General features: G+C 71.2%; 13 protein-coding genes. 6 read left to right on the top strand and 7 right to left on the bottom strand.

The features are described from left to right. Nucleotides 1–27: 27 nt before the first annotated feature. Both F9C12_RS38040 and F9C12_RS38035 read right to left on the bottom strand, forming a co-directional pair. On the bottom strand, nt 28–1335 hold the full coding sequence (locus F9C12_RS38040) for a GGDEF domain-containing protein (protein ID WP_409463649.1): 1308 nt from the start codon (nt 1333–1335) through the stop codon (nt 28–30). A 218-nt stretch (nt 1336–1553) separates the two neighbouring features. Next, nucleotides 1554–2789 carry an MFS transporter gene (locus F9C12_RS38035; RefSeq protein WP_409463648.1) on the bottom strand — a complete coding sequence of 412 codons (1236 nt, stop codon included), beginning with the start codon at nt 2787–2789 and terminating at the stop codon, nt 1554–1556. Nucleotides 2790–3146: 357 nt separating this feature from the next. Here F9C12_RS38035 and F9C12_RS38030 point away from each other — a divergent pair, with 357 nt between their 5' ends. Further along, the gene (locus F9C12_RS38030; protein ID WP_409463647.1) at nt 3147–3551 is read left to right on the top strand and encodes a hypothetical protein; all 405 of its coding nucleotides are present in this window, start codon (nt 3147–3149) and stop codon (nt 3549–3551) included. Nucleotide 3552: 1 nt separating this feature from the next. Here the strand turns inward: F9C12_RS38030 and F9C12_RS38025 are convergent, their stop codons facing one another. Continuing rightward, entirely contained in the window at nt 3553–6669 is a 3117-nt protein-coding gene (locus tag F9C12_RS38025) for a BTAD domain-containing putative transcriptional regulator (RefSeq protein WP_409463646.1), read from the bottom strand. A 350-nt stretch (nt 6670–7019) separates the two neighbouring features. Here F9C12_RS38025 and F9C12_RS38020 point away from each other — a divergent pair, with 350 nt between their 5' ends. Together F9C12_RS38020 and F9C12_RS38015 are read left to right on the top strand one after the other, a co-directional pair. Continuing rightward, a complete protein-coding gene (locus F9C12_RS38020) occupies nt 7020–7637 on the top strand; it encodes a hypothetical protein (protein WP_409463645.1) in 618 nt (205 codons plus the stop codon). Between the two features lie 104 nt (nt 7638–7741). Continuing rightward, complete coding sequence (locus F9C12_RS38015; RefSeq protein ID WP_409463644.1) at nt 7742–8260, top strand: hypothetical protein; 519 nt, start codon at nt 7742–7744, stop codon at nt 8258–8260. Between the two features lie 195 nt (nt 8261–8455). On the opposite strand, the gene F9C12_RS38010 is transcribed toward F9C12_RS38015, so the two are convergent. After that, nucleotides 8456–9268 carry a helix-turn-helix transcriptional regulator gene (locus F9C12_RS38010; protein WP_409463643.1) on the bottom strand — a complete coding sequence of 271 codons (813 nt, stop codon included), beginning with the start codon at nt 9266–9268 and terminating at the stop codon, nt 8456–8458. A gap of 89 nt (nt 9269–9357) precedes the next feature. Here F9C12_RS38010 and F9C12_RS38005 point away from each other — a divergent pair, with 89 nt between their 5' ends. After that, nucleotides 9358–10233 (top strand): alpha/beta hydrolase, encoded by an 876-nt coding sequence (locus tag F9C12_RS38005; protein WP_409463642.1) that lies wholly within the window; start codon nt 9358–9360, stop codon nt 10231–10233. Nucleotides 10234–10260: 27 nt separating this feature from the next. Here the strand turns inward: F9C12_RS38005 and F9C12_RS38000 are convergent, their stop codons facing one another. Together F9C12_RS38000 and F9C12_RS37995 are read right to left on the bottom strand one after the other, a co-directional pair. Further along, the gene (locus F9C12_RS38000; RefSeq protein WP_409463641.1) at nt 10261–10599 is read right to left on the bottom strand and encodes a P-II family nitrogen regulator; all 339 of its coding nucleotides are present in this window, start codon (nt 10597–10599) and stop codon (nt 10261–10263) included. Beyond that, a complete protein-coding gene (locus F9C12_RS37995; protein ID WP_409463640.1) occupies nt 10596–11906 on the bottom strand; it encodes an ammonium transporter in 1311 nt (436 codons plus the stop codon). The genes F9C12_RS38000 and F9C12_RS37995 overlap by 4 nt, the downstream gene beginning before the upstream one ends. A 399-nt stretch (nt 11907–12305) precedes the next feature. On the opposite strand from F9C12_RS37995, the gene F9C12_RS37990 reads away from it, so the two are divergent. Further along, a complete protein-coding gene (locus F9C12_RS37990; protein WP_409463639.1) occupies nt 12306–13763 on the top strand; it encodes a trypsin-like serine protease in 1458 nt (485 codons plus the stop codon). Between the two features lie 55 nt (nt 13764–13818). Here F9C12_RS37990 and F9C12_RS37985 read toward each other — a convergent pair whose 3' ends face one another. After that, nucleotides 13819–15354 (bottom strand): S8 family peptidase, encoded by a 1536-nt coding sequence (locus tag F9C12_RS37985; protein ID WP_409463638.1) that lies wholly within the window; start codon nt 15352–15354, stop codon nt 13819–13821. A 276-nt stretch (nt 15355–15630) separates the two neighbouring features. On the opposite strand from F9C12_RS37985, the gene F9C12_RS37980 reads away from it, so the two are divergent. Then, nucleotides 15631–18462 carry an ATP-binding protein gene (locus F9C12_RS37980; protein ID WP_409463637.1) on the top strand — a complete coding sequence of 944 codons (2832 nt, stop codon included), beginning with the start codon at nt 15631–15633 and terminating at the stop codon, nt 18460–18462. Nucleotides 18463–18547 lie beyond the last annotated feature (85 nt).

Genomic DNA, 18547 nt, shown 5'->3' with positions numbered 1-18547 from the left:
CACGGTCTGCTGCAAGCAGAAAGCGATTCAGCCGAAAGCCCGACCACTGCGAGGATCAACCTCCGCCAGCACCACGGCCCCCGCCACCCGGATCTGGTTGCGCCCGTTCCGCTTCGCCCGCAGCAGCGCGCCGTCCGCGGACATGAGCAGCTGATCGACGGTAGCCCCGTTCTCCGGATACGACGCGACCCCCATCGAGGTGCTCACCCCAGGCAACGTGCGGGGCTGCCCGTCGGTGGTAGCGGTAAGCACGACCGGCGTGTGCGACAGACGCGTGCGGATCCGTTCCGCGACGGCCAGCAGCTGGCCGGGATCGAGGCCTGGCACCAGGATCGCCAGTTCGTCCCCGCCGTAGCGGGCGACGAGGTCCTCGGACCGGACTTCGGCCCGGACGAGGTCGGCGACGGCGCGGATGGCCTGGTCGCCCGCGGGGTGCCCGTAGGTGTCGTTGACGGCTTTGAACTTGTCGACGTCCAGGAACACCACGCCGAGCCTGGTCTGGCTGAGTTTCGCGCGGTCGAGCGCCGCGGTGACGACGTCGGCCCAGTACGCCGGGGCCGCCAGTCCGGTTTTCTGGTCGGTCCGGGACGCGCGCAGGTACTGGGGCAGCAGCAGATCGCGGTGCACGCACAGCACGGCGATCATCGGAGCCGGCAGCGCCCACGGTTCGCGGACCAGCAGGACGGCCATGGTCGCGCCGAGTCCCAGCGCCGAGGCGACGACCAGCTGGTCGCCCGGATGTCCCAAGGCCTGCCGCACCGGGAGTTTCTCGTGCGTGGACAAGCAGATCGCGACCACGACCAAGGCGTAGTTGACCAGCCACCACACGGCGGCCGCGGCGGCCACGAGCAGCAGCGACCACAGATCGTGCGGCAGCCGGGCGCCGGGGGAAACGTTGTTCAGGACAACGGAGGCGGCGGCCGACGCGAGCACGAACGTGGCGGCGGAGTAGACCTTGCGGAACAGAATGGTCGGTCCGTAAACCCGGTACCAGCAATACGCGTAGGACACCGCCGTCAGGGCGAGGACGAGCGGCAGCGGCAGCACCAGCAGCGCGGCGAACACCCACAGGCTCTTGAGATTCGTGTACGGCGCTTTCTTCGACGCCTGCTCGCGGCGGCGTTCGATGGTGCGGACCGCCTCGAGATGCGCGACCGCGGCCGCGGCGAGGACGGCGAACCAAAGCCACTGCGTCCGGGTAATCTCGGCGGAGATCGACGAAAACACTCCGATCCCGACCGCGCCGGCGTCGACCGCGAGCACCAGGCACAGCGCGGGGCGCGGCAGGGACCGCAGCCCTTGCTTCGCCGTGCGTCCGCCACCCTCGCCAGTCACGCTGGTACCTGCCCCTGTCAACGAAGAGTAATCACGGTAACCGCAGCGGCGCCGGCCGTCGATACGCCGGTCGGACCAACCGCCCTTCGAGAAAGGCACCGCCATGAACAACGCACCCGGCAACGAATGGACCCGTTTCGGCCGCGGCAACGAGTGGACCCGCTGCCAGGGCAACGAGTGGGACCGCCTCCGCGGAAACGAGTGGGCCCGCTGATCCGCTACCCCGGTTCCGCGGCACGGCGGGCGCGGTTCCAAGCCGCGCCCGCCGCGAGCGCGGCCAGCACGCCGAGTGCCCCGCAGCAGGCGAGGACCGCGCTCGGGCTCGCCGCGGTCGCCGCGAGGCCGGCCACCGCGATCCCGGCGCCCTGGCTGGTCGTCAACGCGGTCGCGGCCAGACCGTAAGCCTGCGCCCGCCGGCTGTCGGGAACCGCCAGCGTGAACGCCGCCGACGCCGGCAGGTGATACGCGCTCGCCATTCCCGAAAGCCCCCACAGGACAGCCGTCACGGCCAGCCCGGGCTGAACCGCGCACACCACCAGCGGAACGCTGGCGGCCACCGCGAGCGGGCCGAGCAACCGCATCCGCACCCGCGACGGCAGCCGGGACACGATCAGCATCCCGAGGACCGTCCCGGCCGGACTCGCCGCGAGCAGCACCCCCACCGCCTGCGCGGACCCGCCGATCGCCTCCGCATACGGCGCCGCCAGCCCCTCGACCGTGACGTAAAACCCGGCCGCACAAGCCAAACCCACCAGAGAACGCAGCCGCGGCGTCCGCGCGACCAGCACCGTCCCGGCGCGCAGATCGGCCCACCACCGCCCCGCCCGCGTCCCGGTCCCCGGGTCCGGCACGCCCGGCGCAGGCCGCGCCCGGATCCCGAACCGCACCGCCGCCGCGGACGCCACGAACGTCACGCCGTCCGCGACCAGTGCTTGGCCAGGACCGAAGAACGCGACCAGCGTCCCGCCCGTGGCGAACCCGGCCACCTGCGCCAGCTGGACCACCATGTCCAGCACGCCCTTGCCCAGCACGAACTCCTCGCCCGGCAGAACCGCCGCGGCGGTCGCCGCCCGGGCGGCGTTGCCCGGCGCCCCAGCCGCCTGCACCACGACCAGCAGCCCCGCGACGACCGGCAGCGGCAGCGCGGGAATCGCCATGACCGCGACCAGCACCGCGCGCAGCAGGTCAGCGGCCACCATGACGCGCCGCCGCGGCCACCGGTCCGCGAGCCCCGACAGCAACGGACCGGCGAAAATCGACGGCACGTAGGTCAGCGCGTAAACCCCGGCGGTCCAGCCCGCCGAGCGCGTCCGGTCGAACACCAGCAGCGACAACGCCACCCGGGCGAACTGGTCGCCCGCGACCGAAACCACCATGCTCGCGAACAGCGCCCGGAACTCCGGCCTGCCGAACACCTGCCGATACGTCGCCACCCGCCCAGCTTGGCCGATCATCGCGGCTCCGGCACACCCCCGCAGGTACGGGAAGCGGACTCCGGATCCGGCGGGGTTTTCTTCTCCGGTCAAGGCGCCGTGCGGATTTCGCAGTGTCGCCCCGGGAGGGTGCCTTCCACAGTGCGCGGAATTCTTCGGGGATCTCTTTGCCGCGCGGCATTTCCGTACGAAGCTTCGCCCGAGTCGGAGATCCGAAACATCACCAGGCAGCGCGAGAAGTAGACCCCTGCCCCACCAGAACTGCCACGCACCCGAACTGGACACCCGCTGAACGCCCACTGGACCACCCCCCACCCCGTCTTGCGGCCCCGCCGGAGAGCCAAGAGATTGGGAGCACACGAAAACAAGGGGGTCGTCATGCTGAGAACCGGCGCACTCACAGCCGTCACGGCGGGATTGCTCGCCGCTGTCCCGTCCGGCACCGGCGTGGCGGCGGAAAGGCACGGGTGCTGGTCCACCGCACCCATCGAGCTGGTCAACGAAGGAGCATGGAAATACTCCAACCGGATCTCGTGGTGTGTGCAGGGCGCGAAAATCACGTCAGTCGAGCTGGCCATCACCCACCAGGTGCTCAACCAAGCCTGCCGTTGGGTGCGCGTCGTCGAGGAATACCGCGCCCCCGCGAAGGACGGCACCGGCCAGACGATCTACGACCGGGGCGAGTTCGCCTGCCAGGGGACGGACGGGGTGAACCCTTGGCTGGCCGTCACCGTCGAACCGGACGGCGCCTACCTGGTGGACAAGAGCGGCACCCGCTGGTGAATCACTCGCCCCGGCTCAGCCGGGAAAGGAGCGCCAACGTTCGCGTCTCCCCCGGCCCGTGGCCCGTTTCCCGGTGCACCGCAAGCGCATTGCGGGCGTGCTCGGCGGCGGCCCCGGGTTCGCCGCGGGCGAGCAGGGCTCCGGCCAGCGCCGTCAAGGCCTGGCCCCGCAACGCCCGGTAGCCCGCTCCCTCGGCGAGCGCGAGCGCCTGCCGGGCCGGCTCCGGATCCGAGGTGACCGTCGCCAGGCCGATCAGCGCGTCGGCTTCCGGGTAGCGGTCGCCGGTTTCGCGGATGAGGTCGAGGGCCTGTTCGTACCGCCGGGTCGCCTCCGGCCGGTCGCCGAAACGGGCGAGCACGGCCGCCAGCGCGGCCAGCGCCTCCGCCTCGGTTCGCGGGTCCCCCGCCTCCCGGGCGAGCGCGAGCCCCGCGCCGGCGCATTCCAGCGCCATGGCCCGGTGGCCGCGCTCGCCGTGCGCCAAGGCCAGCCGGCTGCGGGTTTCCGCTTCCCCGCCCCGGTTTCCCGCCTCGCACTGCAGGTCCAGCGATTGGCAGAGCAGCTCCACCGCCTCAGCCGTCCGGCCGCGAGCTTGCTGTGCCTGCCCCAGGTTGGCGAGGCTGATCGCTTCGCCGTAGCGGGACCCGATCCGGCGGTACCGGCGCAGCGCCTGGGTGTAGTGCTCGGCGGCTTCGGCGAGCCGGCCCATTTCCCAGTGGACCAGCCCGAGGTTGCCGAACGCGACCGCCTCGCCGGCCGGCTGGCCGATGCGTCTGCTGAGGGTCAGTCCGCGGCCGAACCGGGACGCGGCGTCGGCCAGCCGCCCGGACTGCCAGTAGACGCACCCCAGATTGCCGAGCACCGCGGCCTGCGCCTCGGCCCAGCCGGCCCGGCGCGCGAGCAGCAGCGATGCCGTGTACTGCCGGACGGCCTGCCGGTATCGGCCCTGGCGGAAGTACAAGTCCGCGAGGCTGAGCCGGGCGGCAGCCAGCGCACGAGGATCCCCGTCCGCATCGGCGGCGCGCAGGGCGGCTTCGGCGACTGCAAGCCACTCGACGCGGCGCATGCACATCCAGAAGTACCCGCGCAACGCGTCGGCCAGCCGCCACGCCATGGGCCGCGGCCCGACCTCGACCGCGAACCGCACGGCAGCGACGAGATTGCCGCGTTCGGTGTCCAGCCACGCCGACGCCTCGCCCAGCCCGGCGAACTCGGCTGGCACCGCGGAGCCCGGCAGCCGCAGCATGTGCGGGTACAGAAGGCGCGCGGCACCGTCCACCGATGCCAGATACCAGTCGTACAAGCGGCGCAGCGCCTGCTCGCGGGCCGCGGCGGACTCCAGCTGCCCGGCTTGCTCGGCGGCGTACCGGCGAAGCAGGTCGTGGAAGCGGTACCGGCCCGACGCGTGTTCGACCAGGTGTGCGGCGGCGAGCCGGTCCAGCAGGGCGGCCGCCCGCGTCGTCTCGGCACCGGTCAGCGCGGCCACCGCCTCGGCGCCGAACTCCGCCCCGGGAATCAGGCTCAGCAACCGGAACAACCGCTGGACGTCGGCGGACAGGGCGGCGTGGGACAGGTCGAACGCGACCCGCACGGCGGTCTGGTCGTCGCCCGGCACCGCGAGCGCGCCGAGGAGGTTGCCCTCGCGCAGTTCCGCGACGTAGTCCTCGATGCCGGAACCGGGCCGGTCGGCGAGATTGGCCGCGGCGATTCGCAGCGCGAGCGGCAAATGGACGCACAGCTTGGCGAACTCGACGGCCGCCTCCGGCTCGGCGCGGACGCGCGCGGGACCCAATACTCCGGCGACCAGTTCGACGGCTTCCTCGGAGCTGAGCACGTCGATCGCGAGCCGGCGCGCGCCGTTCACCGCGACGAGGCCGGTCAGCCGGTCGCGGCCGGTCACCACGGTCAGGCAGCCGGGCCCGGCCGGCAGCAACGGCCGGACCTGCTCCGGGTTGACGGCGTTGTCCAGCAGGACCAGGATCCGCCGGTCGGACGTCAGCGTGCGGTACAGGGCGGTCGCGGTCTCCGCATCGGCAGGCACCCGGTAAGGCGAAATCCCCAGTGCGGCAAGGAATTGGGCGAGGATTTCAGCCGGTGCCGCCGGGGCGCCCGGTGCGTGGCCGCGCAGGTTCGCATACAGCTGCCCGCCCGGAAAGCGGTCCCGGACGCGGTGGGCCCAGTACACGGCCAGCGCGGTCTTGCCGACGCCCGCGGTGCCGGAGACCACGGCGATGCCGCCGTCCACCATTCGGTCCAAAAAGGACAGCTCCGCCGTCCGTCCGGCGAATCCGCGCGGTTCCGCGGGCAGCTGCTTCGGAATCCGTTGTGTCGGCCGGGATCCGGCGGGGACCGTGGTGACGGGGTCGCGCAGCACAGCCGCGTGCGCGGCCTCCAGCTCGGGCCCGGGGTCGATCCCGAGTTCGTCCGCGAGCCGCGTCCGCACCTGCCGGTAGAGCCGGAACGCCTCGCCCCGCTGGCCGAGCGCGTGGCGGGCGCGGATCAGGAGGGCCTGCGCGGCTTCGTCGAGCGGCTGTTCCGCGGCGGCTTCGGCGATGCCGGGCAAGACTTCCGCCGCGGCGCCGACGTCGATCATCGCCCCGGCGTACCGGCAGAACGCCTCCCGGCGCTCGGCGACCAGCGAAACGACCTTCGGATGGCCGGCGAGCGGCGGCAGATCGGCCAGCGGCCTGCCGTGCCACAGCCGGAGCGCCTCGCCGAGCGAAGCGACGACGCGAGCGGCGTCGGCGTCCCGGTGCGCGTCTTTCGCCTCGGCGATGAGTTCGCGGAACCGCCACAAATCGACCTCGACAGCGTCCTGCCGCACGGCATAACCCCCGCCGACGTGCGGCAGCACCCCGCTGCCCGCCCGCGGCGCACGGCCGGGTTCCAGCGACCGCCGCAGATGCTTGACGTGCGTCTGGACGACGTTCACCGCGCTCGGCGGGGGCCGGTCGCCCCACAGCGCGTCCACCAGGTCCCGCAGCGCCACGGCATCCCCGCCGGCGAGCGCGAGCAGCCCGAGAACCGCGCGCCGTCCGGGCGGGCCGAGGTCGAGTTCGGCGCCGTCGTGCCAAGCCCGCAGCGCTCCCAGCACCTGGATGCGTACCGGTCTCGCTGCCACCGTGGCCCCCAGCTATCGGCTGCGAACCCCAACGTAATGGTCCTCGCGGCCAGCGCACAAGAAAGTGGCTCCGCTCGGGCTAAAGTACCGACGTCGGCCGGGTGCACGCCAGGGCCGCCCGCCGGATAAATCGACTGTTTCCGGTTCTCCGCTGTCCTTTGTGGACTCGACCGTGACTGCTGCGAATTCCCTTGCGAGCGACCCGGTTCCCCGATGGGAGCGCACGGTCCAATCGCCGTCCAGTCGCCGTCCAGCCGCTGCTGGTGAGGTGTTCGACGGCGGCACGAGCCGTCGAAGGCCCAATTCCAGAAACGTGCCCCATACCGGACAGGAACAGAAAAGAGACGGACATGAAAATTGGCGCCTGGAAGGCATGCACCCGGGCAGCGGTGGCGATCGCGGCCGGCGTGCTCGCCTTGACCACGGGAGTGACGGCGGCCTCCGCCAGCGCGGCGCGCGCGTCCGCGATCGAGGTGACCCACGGCCCGTTCCAGCTCGTCGATTCGGGGGCCCTCGCCAGACGCGCGGCCCCGGCCGACGACCAGATCACCGCGTTCCACGGTTTCAGCACCTTCCAGAAGCTCGTGGTCCAGTCGCAGGGCTTCGACCTCGAAGGCGAGATCCACGGCAGGCTCCGGAGCTACAACTTCAAGGCCCTGTACCAGGTCTACAATCTTCCGTCGTCGGACAGCTGGAAGGTGTGGGTCGTCAGCTTCAAGCACGACAGCAACCGGAGCGTCCTCAAGGAGACCTTCCGCAACGAGCAGCTGATCGACGTCAACATCGACGTCAAGTTCCGCGTCGCGGCCGCCAACCTGCGGGGCGTGTCGTCCCTGCGGATCGGCTTCGAAACGCTGCGGCTGCAATTCAACGGGACGACCAAGGACTTCACGGTCGTCAACGGCGCGTCCGGCGGCGCCAAGGACCAGAACAACAATGACGTCCCCGTGGACTTCCAGCCAGTCTGACCGGGAATTCGCCGCCGGCCGCGCCCAGGCCGGCGATCGCGGCGGCTGGCGCCGGGCCGGCCGCCGCGGGTTCCCTCCGTTCGAGCACCGGACAAGGAGTCGGCATGCTTTTCCAGGAACCCCGGGCGCTGCCCGCCAGACGTCACCCGAGCGGTCCAGCCGGGTCGCCGAGAACAGCTTGGCGGAACTGGGCAAAATCGGCCCTCACCGCCGCCACGCCGCTGGCGCTCCTGGCCACCGGTTCCGGCACCGCATCGGCCGCCGAAGCGCATTTCGTGCCGGAGGCCACCAAAGTCGCCTGGGACGGCGTCGTGGCCACGGTGTCGTTCCGGGAGGTCGATGTGCCGTTGAGCGGCAAGACCACGATTTCCACGAAATTGAGCGTTGACATCAAGGTCTTCTGCACCCAAGGCGAGTCGACTATCGACCTCCACGCCTCCGCGACCGGCTTGACCACCTCGGATCACCCGATCAAAGACGGAACCGTCGCCGGGGTCGCGAAATTCCCGGTCCAGGTGAAAGGCACAGAGGCCCCCGGCTACACGTGCGTGGTCCGGCACCGGGAAATCACCGCGGTCCTGGAGGACTTCCGGACCGGCGCGACCCTGGTCCACCACGCCTGACCCGCGATCAGCACGAACGGCGGCCTTCGGCGCTGTGCAGAACCAGCGGCGACGAAAGCGACCCCGTCGAGGCCGGGCATCGCCCCGCGCTTTCCGGCGGGGTGCTTTCGTCGCCGCTACCCGGTCCGGGCATTCACTCCGCGCAAACTCCTTCCGACGGCAGCGAATTCGCCGCGTCTTCCGCATTCGCCGGCCTCACGACACAGACCGCAGCGCCTCCTCGCTCGGCGAACCCGGCTCCGCGGTATACGCCACCAGCAGCTGCTCCGGATGAGTGTCCACAGTGAACTGCTGAACGTCGAGTTCGAGCCGCCCGGCCACCGGATGCCGATAGACCTTCGACAGCGCTCGCGGACCGCGCACCTGGTGCTCCGCCCACCACCGCCGGAAATCCGCGTCCCGCACGCTCAGTTCGCCGACCAGCGCGCTCAACGCCGGATCGTGCGGCGTCCGGCCGGCTTCCATGCGCAGCACCGCGACGCATTCCCGCGCCGCCCGCGGCCAATCCGCGTACAGCGACCGGAACGATTCGTCCACAAAGGTCAGCCGGATCAGGTTTCTTTCCGCCGCCGGAATCGCCGCGAAATCGGTGAGCAGCGCGGCGCTTCCGCGGTTCCAGGCCAGCACGTCCATCCGGCGGTGCAGCACCATGGCAGGAATGTCGCGCATCGTGTCCAGCAGCTGCCGCAACCGGGGCGCGACCTCGGGCCGGGCCGGGGGACGCGGCGAGACCGGCGCGACGTCGGCGACCGTGAAGAGGTACTCGCGTTCGTCCGGCGCGAGTTGCAGGGCGTCGGCCAGCGCGTCGAGCACCGACCGGGACACGCGGTTCGTGCGGCCCTGTTCGAGGCGCACGATGTAGTCGATGCTGAGGTGGGCGAGCTGAGCCAGCTCCTCGCGGCGCAACCCGGGGACCCGCCGCCGCCGTCCGTCGTCCGGGTACCCGGCCTGCCGCGGATCGAGCGCCGCTCGGCGGGCCCGCAGGAAGTCGCCCAGTTCGTTCGCCATGTCCCCAGTGTGCGGGGTGTGCCTGGTACTGGGATGCATAGGCAGCACTGTCCCTGGTCGCGGCTGCGGACCGCGCCGAAGCTGGAGGCATGCGAACCGACGTCTCCTTCCCCAGCAACAACCTCCGCATCGCCGCCCACCTCTACCTCCCGGACGCCCCAGGCCCGCATCCCGCGCTGGTCGTCGGCCACCCGGGCACCGGCGTCAAGGAACAGACCGCGGGCTCGTACGCTGAGCTGATGGCCGCCCACGGCTACGCCGCTCTCGCCTTCGACGCCGCCTACCAGGGCGAAAGCGAGGGCCTGCCGCGCGGACTCGAAGACCCCGCTCAGCGGGTCGAGGACTTCAAAGCCGCCGTCAGCTACCTGACCAGCCGCGAAGACATCGACCCCGCGCGGATCGGCTTGCTCGGCATCTGCGCGTCCGGCGGCTACTCGCTGACCGCCGCCTCCACCGACCGCCGGGTGCGAGCCGTCGCCACGGTCAGCGCCGCCGACGTCTCCCGCCAGCTGCGCCTGGGCGCCGACGGAACCCAGGACCCGGCGGTCTTCGACGGGATGCTGGCCGCTTCCCGGACCGCTTCCGGCGGTTTGCCGGTCTTCCCGGCGAACGAACAGGAAGCCCGGGCCGCCGGGCAGCACGTCTACGAGGGCTGGGAGTACTACTGCACGCCGCGTGCCGCGCACCCGCGGTCCGCCAAGACGCTGACCTGGGACAGCATCGACCGGCTCGCGTTCTTCGACGCTTTCGCGCCGCTCTCGCTGCTCGGGCCGCGGCCGCTGCTGATGATCGTCGGCGACCGCGCCGAGACCGCGTGGATGAGCATCGAGGCGTTCCAGCGGGCGACCGGCCCGAAGGAGCTGTTCCGGGTCGCCGGAGCGTCCCACGTCGACCTTTACGACCGGCCGGCGGCGGTCGGCGCGGCGGCGGAGAAGCTGGCCGAGTTCTTCGGCGAGCAGCTGTGAACGCGGGCCTCGCCCGGCTGCCGCGGGCTACAGCGCGTCGCGGCCGCGCTCGCCGGTGCGGACCCGGACGACGGTCTCCACCGGCGTGATCCAGACCTTGCCGTCGCCGATCTTGCCGGTGTGCGCGGTCTCCAGCACCGTGCGCAGCGCCGCGTCGACCTGGTCGTCGTCGAGGAGGATCTCCAGCCGGTACTTGGTGATGAAATCGACCGCGTACTCGGCGCCGCGGTAGACCTCGGTGTGCCCCTTCTGCCTGCCGTAGCCGCGCACCTCGGTCGCCGTCATCCCGGCGATGCCGAGGTCCTGCAGCGCCGTCCGGACATCGTCGAGCACGAACGGTTTGACCACGGCGGTCAGCAGCTTCATCGGTTCTCCTCGCGCGCCGGCCGGGACGTCCCCGGCGCGCCGGCGGGCGCGCTCCCCCGGCGTCCGGACTGGATTGCCAGCTCGTACGCGCCTTCGGCGTGCTCGGCTTCGTCGACACCGTCGATCTCGGCCTCGCGGTCGATCCGGAATCCCAGGAATCTGTGCATGACCCAGCCGATCAGGAGGGTCACCACGAACGAATACCCTAGTACCGCCAGCGTTCCCGCCGTCTGGCGCCACAACGGGCCGAAACCGCCGCCGTAGAACAGGCCGTCCGCGCCCTGCGGATTGACGTCCGCCGTCGCGAACAAGCCGATCAGCAGCGTCCCGGCGAACCCGCCGAGCCCGTGCACCGCCACGACGTCCAGCGAATCGTCGAAACCGAACCGGTACTTGAGGCTCACCGCGAACGCGCACGCCACGCCCGCGACGGCGCCGATCGCGATCGCGCCGAGCGGTTCGACGAAAGCGCACCCCGGCGTGATCCCCACCAGCCCGGCCACCGCACCGGACGCCGCGCCGAGCGTGGTCGGCTTCCCGTCGCGGATCTGCTCGACCAGCAGCCAGCCCACCACCGCGGCCGCGCCCGCGACGGCGGTGTTGAGGAACGACGTCGCGGCAAGGTTCTTCGCGGCCAGCGCGGAACCGGCGTTGAACCCGAACCAGCCGAACCACAGCAACCCGGCGCCGAACATCACGAACGGCAAGTTGTGCGGCCGGACCGCCTGCCGCGGCCAGCCGTGCCGACGGCCGAGCACCAGCGCCAACGCCAACGCGGCGGCCCCGGAATTGACCTCGACGACGGTGCCGCCCGCGAAGTCCAGCACGTGCAGCTTCGCCGCGATCCACCCGTCGGGAGCGAAAACCCAGTGCGCCACCGGCAAATACACCAGCGTCGCCCAGACGATGGAGAACAGCGTCCAGGTCCAAAACCGAGCCCGCTCGGCGATCGCGCCGGCGAGCAGCGCGACGGTGATGATCGCGAACATCAGCTGAAACGCCACGAACGCATACAGCGGCACCACGGTCCCGCCAAGCGCGACGGTCTGCTCCGCGAGCCCGCGCAGCCCCGCCAGCCGGAAGTTGCCGAGCAGCCCGGCGAACCAGTCGGAGCCGAACGCGAGCGAGTACCCGTAGGCGACCCAGACCAGACCGACCGTGGCGAGGCAGACGAACGTCATCGCCATCACGTTCAGCACACTGCGCGCGCGGACCATTCCGCCGTAGAACAGCGCGAGGCCCGGCGTCATGAGCATCACCAGCGCCGCGCTGACCAGCAGCCAGGTCGTGCTTCCGGTATCCACCACGCTGGAACTCCTCGTCTCGACTACCGGCCGCTGCAAGCTAACCGCGCGGTGTTACGGGGATGTTTCCGTTGTTTTTCGGCCGGTCGCCCCCAACTGGAGGAAACGGGCGAACCGGAAGAAGCTGGGTCCGCTGTCCATGGTCCCGGTGGTTCGCAGGCCGGGGTTGGCCGTCAACTGCGCTGCCGGAGGCGCCCCGGCTGTCGCTGACGAACATCGGCTGCGGCTAGAACGGGTCCGTGCGGTTGCTGCCCGGCTTCAGCCGGTCCCTCCGCGGTGGTGGTCGCGACCGAGTCCGCGGCCTGTCCGATAGATCCGTACCCCTACGGCCCGATTCCCCGATTGCTGCCGCACAGCCGGGCACCGGAAGGTGACTTTCCAGTCCTAGGAAAGGAAACCGCTGTGAAGAGAACCCACCGGATACCGGGCTTGCTGGCCGCCGGGCTGGCCGTCCTGTCCGCGCCGCTGCTCGACGGCACGGCACAAGCGGCCCCGGCCCCGAACGCCGCCGCGGTCGCCCCGACCGGCGACGCGCACATTCCGCCCGCCATGCGCCCGCAGTTCTACCACGGGCAGGACAGTTCGGTCGCGGAGTTCCCGTTCATCATCGCCGGGCTGCGGGAGGGCGGTTCGCGTCCGCAGGGCCAGACGTGCACCGGGTCGGTCGTCGCGCCGCGCAAGATCCTCATCGCGGCGCACTGCAAGGCCGCCGAGGGCAAGAAGACGTTCCTGTACGGGCTCGACGACCTGAACGCGGGCGGCGGCACCCGGCTCGGTGTCGTCAGCTACGACACCCACCCCAAATACGTGAACTTCGACCAGGGCTACGACGTCGCGGTCGTCACCACCGACGCGGACATCCTGGTGCCGAACGGCCAGTACGCCAAGGTGGCCACCTCCGCGGACACCGAGCTCAGCAAACCCGGCAAGAACGGCGTCGGCGTCGGCTACGGCAAGAAGGACTTCAACGACGACTCGCGGGACGTCACGGTCGACAAGGCCACCCTGCCGATCCGGGAGGGCTCGAACTGCCAGGGAGTCGGCGCCGGATTCCAGGACGCCACGATGATCTGCGCCGGCTACTCCAACGGCGACCCGACGATCCTTCCCGGCGACAGCGGAGGCCCGCTGATCGTGGACGGCAAGGTGGTCGGCGTCGCGTCGTGGAGCCGCAGCGACTTCAAGTGGTACAGCGTCTACGGCAGGCTCAACAACGACATGGGCGACTGGGTCGCCGAGCAGATCGGGAACGTCGGCAACGACAGCTTCTCCCTCGGCGTCAGCCCCGCTTCGGCCCAGGTCGAGCCGGGCAAGTACCTCTCGACCACCGTCACCAGCAAGGCGGGCAAGAACGGCGCGGAATCGGTCGATCTCACCGCGTCCGGGCTGCCGGACGGCGCGAAAGCGACCTTCCAGCCCGCCAGGATCACGTCCGGCGACACCGCCAAGCTGACCGTCGAAACCGCGGCCAGCACTCCGGAAGGCACTTACCCGATCACGATTTCCGGCAAGGGCGCCGCGGACACCGCCACCGCGAAGCTCACGCTGACCGTCGGCAAGGGCACGCCGACTGGCGACGTCAAGGTCGCCGTGACGCCCGCGAGCGGCTCGGTCGGCGCGGGCTCGTTCAGCGACGCGACCGTGTCGGCGGCCGGCGGGACCGGCCAGCTCAAGCTGTCCGCGTCCGGTTCCGGGCTGTCGATCTCGCCGTTCTTCACCCCGCAGGCCATTTCCTCCGGCGGCAGCTCGACGATGCAGGTGTTCGCACCGTTCCAGGCGGGCACCTACCCGATCACCGTCACCGCGACTGACGCGAACGGCAAGAGCGGCAGTGCGACCTACACCTTGACTGTCCGGTGACAAGACGGTGCGCCGCGGCCATTACGACCGCGGCGCACCGTTTCCGGCCCCCCGGTCAGAAGGTGATCGTGAATCCTTCGATCGAACCGGTGTCGAACCGGTTGACGTCCTTGACGCTCAGCTTCCAGGTGCCGTTCGCCGATTCGGCGGAGGCGTCCACGGTGTACGAGCTGTGCACGCCGGTCGCCTCGCCGACCCCGCCGGCCTTGCGCAGCGAGTACGCCTTCCCGCTCGGGCCGATGAGGTCCACCACGAGGTCCGCGGTGTAGGTGTGGGCGATGTCGACCTTCACCGGAAGGGTCGCCGAGGCCTTGCCGTCGCAGCTGTCCTGGGTCACCGAGCTGGTCACCGCGTCGCCGGCGTCCGGAATGGCCACCGGAGCGGTGTTCGACTTGACACCGCACTTCGGCGCGGGCCCGGTCCCGCCGATGAAGGAGACGTTCAGCAGTTTGTCCGGCGAACCGCTGCCCGGGTTCTTGATCACGCCCTCGACCGCTCCGGCCACCAGGGCGTCGCGCGTCTGCTGCGCGGTGGCGCCCGGGTTGGCGGCGAGGTAGAGCGCCGCCGCGCCGGTGACGTGCGGCGTGGCCATCGACGTCCCGCTCATGTTCGCGCTGCTCCCGTCCGACAGCCCGAGGGACGTGATGTTGTTGCCCGGCGCGAAAATGTCGGTGCAGGAGCCGTAGTTCGAGAACGACGCCCGGTTGTCGTTCTCGTCGGAGGCGTTCACCGTGATCGCCTCCGGCACGCGGGCCGGGCTGGTGCCGCACGCGTCGGTCGAGGAGTTCCCGGAGGCGACGGAGTAGACGACGCCGGAAGCGATGGACTTCTTGATCGCGTCGTCGCCGACCCCGGCCTGGTCCATGGTCAGGCTCATGTTCGCCACCGCGGGTTTGGCCGCGTTCGCGGTGACCCACTCCATCGCGTCCACCGCGGCGGAGTCCGGGCCGTTGCCGGAACAGTCGTTGCCGAGCACCTTGAGCGCGACGATCTTGACCTTCTTCGCCACGCCGTAGGTCTTGCTGCCGATCGTGCCCGCGGTGTGCGAACCGTGCCCGTTGCAGTCGATGCCGTCGCCGCCGACGAAGTCCTTGCCGACGCTCGCGCGTCCTTCGTACTCCGGGTTGTCCGGCTTGATCCCGGTGTCGAGGTCGTAGGCGGTGACGCCTTCGCCAGTGTTCGGGTAGGTGTAGCCGCGGTCGAGCGGCAGGCTCTTCTGGTCGATCCGGTCGAGGCCCCAGGTCGCGTCCTGCTGCGTGTCGGCGACCTTGGCCGTGCCGTCCTCGTAGACGGTGCGCACGGCCGGATCGGCGGCGAGCCGGCGCGCCTGCTGCGCGGTCATCCCGCGCACGGAAAACCCGTGCATCGCGACCGAATACGTGGAGCGGACTTCGCCGCCGTAGCGTTGCGTGAGCGAAGCCGCCGAGGACTGCCCGCCGTAAGCGTCCTTGAGCGCCACGATGTACTGGTCGCCGTAGTGCTGTTTGGCCGGCACCACAGTGCCCTCGGCCGCCTGTGCCACGCCCGCCGTGCCCAGCGCCGTCGCGCCGAACACGGCGAGCGCCAGTGCCGTAGTTGCCTTCCTGCGCATCTGGAACTCACCCCGAAACTCGTCGGTTTGCCTGTGACGGAGAGCCACAGGAACACCACTCTTCGGCTGCCCGCCGGGTCCGAACAAGCGAGGCTGCGGTCCGTAGGACTACGTAACTATTGGCCCTCCAGCGGCTGTCCTACGAAAGTCCGGTAACCGGCCGTACGGGTTCCGTGAGCATCCGCCCCGACCTAAACTCCGTTCACGAGAAGGATGGTTTGGGTGCTGTGCGGCTTTTTCCGGAATCGGGAGGCCATGGTGCGCAACGATGCCGCCGTGGGCGCCCCCGCGCTCGTCGGCCGGGGCGAGGAGCTGCGCGCGCTGGCGGCGGCCGCTGTCCGGCCGCCGTCGGTCGTGCTGGTCGAGGGCGAGGCGGGCGTCGGGAAGACCCGGCTGGTCGCGGAATCGCTCCGGTGCCGCGAGCTGGCCGGACGCCGGGTCCTCTCCGGGTGCGGGCAGGCGATGCGCGAGCCGTTCCCGTACGGCGCGGTGCTCGAAGCACTGCGCGACGCCGGCCGGTACCTGCCCGACGCGCGGCCGCTCACCGGTGTCGCCGGGGCGCTGCGCCCGTACCTGCCCGAACTCGGCTCGCACCTTCCGGAGACCCCGCCCTCGCTCGGCGACCGCCGTGCCGACCAGCACCGGCTCTTCCGCGCGGTCCGCGAGGTGCTCGAAGCGCTCGGGCCGGTGCTGCTGGTCGTCGAAGACCTGCACTGGTGCGACGACGGATCGCGCCGGCTGCTGCGGTTCCTCACGGCCGAGCCGCCGCGCGACACCAGCCTGCTGCTCACCTATCGCGGTGAGGAAATGCCGGACGGCAACGCCTTCCGGCCCGCAGCGGGCGCGACGAACCTGCTGCTGGAACTGCGTCCCCTCGACACCGAACAGACTCGGCTGCTCGCCAGCGAGCTGCTCGGCGGCACCGTGTCCGCCGAGTTCGCCGCACTGCTGCACGAGCGGACCGGCGGCATTCCGTTCGTCATCGGGGAAATGGTGCGCACACTGGACGCGCAGACCGCAGCGCACGCCGATCGCCTGACTGTGCGCCGGGTCCTCGACGGCGTCGGCGTGCCCGCACGGCTCCGCGAAGCCGTACTCGAACGGCTTTCCGGCCTTCCCGTGCCCGCGAGACGAATCACCGAGACTGCCGCGGTGCTCGGCGTGCCCGCGTCCGCGCAACTCCTCGGTGCGTTGGCCGGACTGCCGCCACAGCGGGCCAGGCAAGCTCTCGTTCTCGCGCTCGAACGGCACGCGCTGGTCGAACTGGCGGACTTCCACTACGGCTTCCGCCACGCGCTCGCGCAACAGGCGGTGTACCGGACGATTCCCGGCCCGGACCGGCAAGAGCTGCACAAACGAGCGGTTTCCCTGCTCCGCCGGCAAAACCCCGCGCCGATGGCGCAGCTGGCCCGCCACAGCCGAAAGGCAGGTGCGCTCGCCGACGCGCGGCGCTACGCCGAGGCGGCCGCCGACGCCGCCACGTCGGCCGGGGATCTCGCGACCGCGACCGATCTGCTGTGCACCCTGCTGTCGGATCCGGGCCTCGATTCGTCCGATGTGGACCGAATGGCGGTGAAGCTGAGCGAGCTGGCCAATTACGGCACCGCCCAGCACGAGGTGGCGAGCGCGCTGGAGCGGCTGCTGTCCGACGACCGGCTTTCCCGCACGCACCGCGGGCAGATCCGGCTCAGCCGCGGCCTGCTGCTGATCCGCCAGGCGGGCAGCATCGAGGCGGCGCGCACCCAGATCGAGCTGGCCGTGCACGATCTCGGCCACCGGCCCGATCTCGCCGGCCGCGGCATCGCGGTGCTGGGCCAGCCGTGGTTCGGGGCCACGCCGGTCGCCGAGCACCTGCGCTGGCTCGACCGGGCGGACGAGGTCGTCGCGAACACGACCGATCGCACCCTCGTGCTGACGCTGCTGGCGAACAGCCTTCCGTCCCGGCTCCAGATCGGCGACCCGGACGCGCTGGCGGCGATGGACGCCGTCTCGACCGCGGTCTCGTCGGCCGAACAGCAACGCCAGCTGGCCCGGCTGCACGCCAATGTCGCCGACGCGTGCGCGTGGATCGGCCACCACCGGCGCGCGGGCAGCATGGTGCGCAGCGCGATCGAACTCGCGTCGGATTGCGGCGCGCCGTACCTGATCGGCATCGCGCGCTCCACCGGCGTGCACACCGACTGGCTCACCGGACGGTGGGACGGGCTCGACGACAAGGCCCGCGCGCTGCTGTCCGAGCACCGGGAGCTGCTGCCGATGAGCGGGGAACTTTCCCTCGTGCTCGGACTGCTCGCGACCGCCCACGGCGAACGGGACCGGGCCGCCGCCCATTTCGCCGCCGTCGGTCCCGACGAACCGGAGAACGCGGTGACCCCCGTGGTGCTCGCCGCTCACGCCGGGATCGCGAGCATGCTGCTGTCGCATTCCGACGACGAGGCAGCCGCGGCGCGCGCGGACCGCGGGCTGGAGTTGTTGCGCGCCAAGGGAAACTGGGCCTGGTCGGGAGAGCTGCTGCCGGTCGCCGTCGAGGCGTACTGCCGCGTCGGGCGCACCGGAGCCGCCGCCGCCCTGGTCGACGAGGCCGAACGGGAGGTACGCCGCCTCGATGCGCCGCTGGCTGCCGTCGCGTTGCTCGTCTGTCACGGCGTCCTTTCCGCACATCACGGCGACCACGCCCACGCGGCGAAGTTCTTCCACGAAGCTGGCGAAGGCTACGACCGGCTGCCCGCGCCGTATCCGGCAGCGCTGGCCAGGGAACAGCTCGCGCGAAGCAGGCTCGCGATGGGCGAACCGGGCGCCGCCGAGGCATTCCCCGACCTGGCAGAGGTATTCGCCCGCCTCGGTGCCACCCGGGCGGCCGCGCGCTGCCGGCACGCCCACCGCGCGACCGGCGCAGTGGCCCCTTCACGGCGCGGCAGACGCGGGTACGGCAACGAGCTTTCCCCGCGCGAACAGGACGTCGCCCGGCTTCTCGCGGACGGGCACACCAACCGGGAGATCGCCGAGGTGCTGTTCCTGTCCCGGCGCACGGTGGAACAGCACGTCGCCAGCGTGCTGCGGAAGCTCAAGGTCGCCTCGCGCGGTGAGCTGGCCACCGCGGCACGATGAACCGTCAACCGATTCTTCGGCGGGCAGAAACCGCTGCAAGACACGCCATCCGGCGCAACGGCCGAGCCAAGGCAAGAACGGCTAC

This window comes from Amycolatopsis sp. GA6-003, assembly GCF_046267895.1.
Classification (GTDB): Bacteria; Actinomycetota; Actinomycetes; order Mycobacteriales; family Pseudonocardiaceae; genus Amycolatopsis.
The sequence above is the reverse complement of the archived record's forward strand: the minus strand, read 5'-3'. Positions and strand labels throughout refer to the sequence as shown.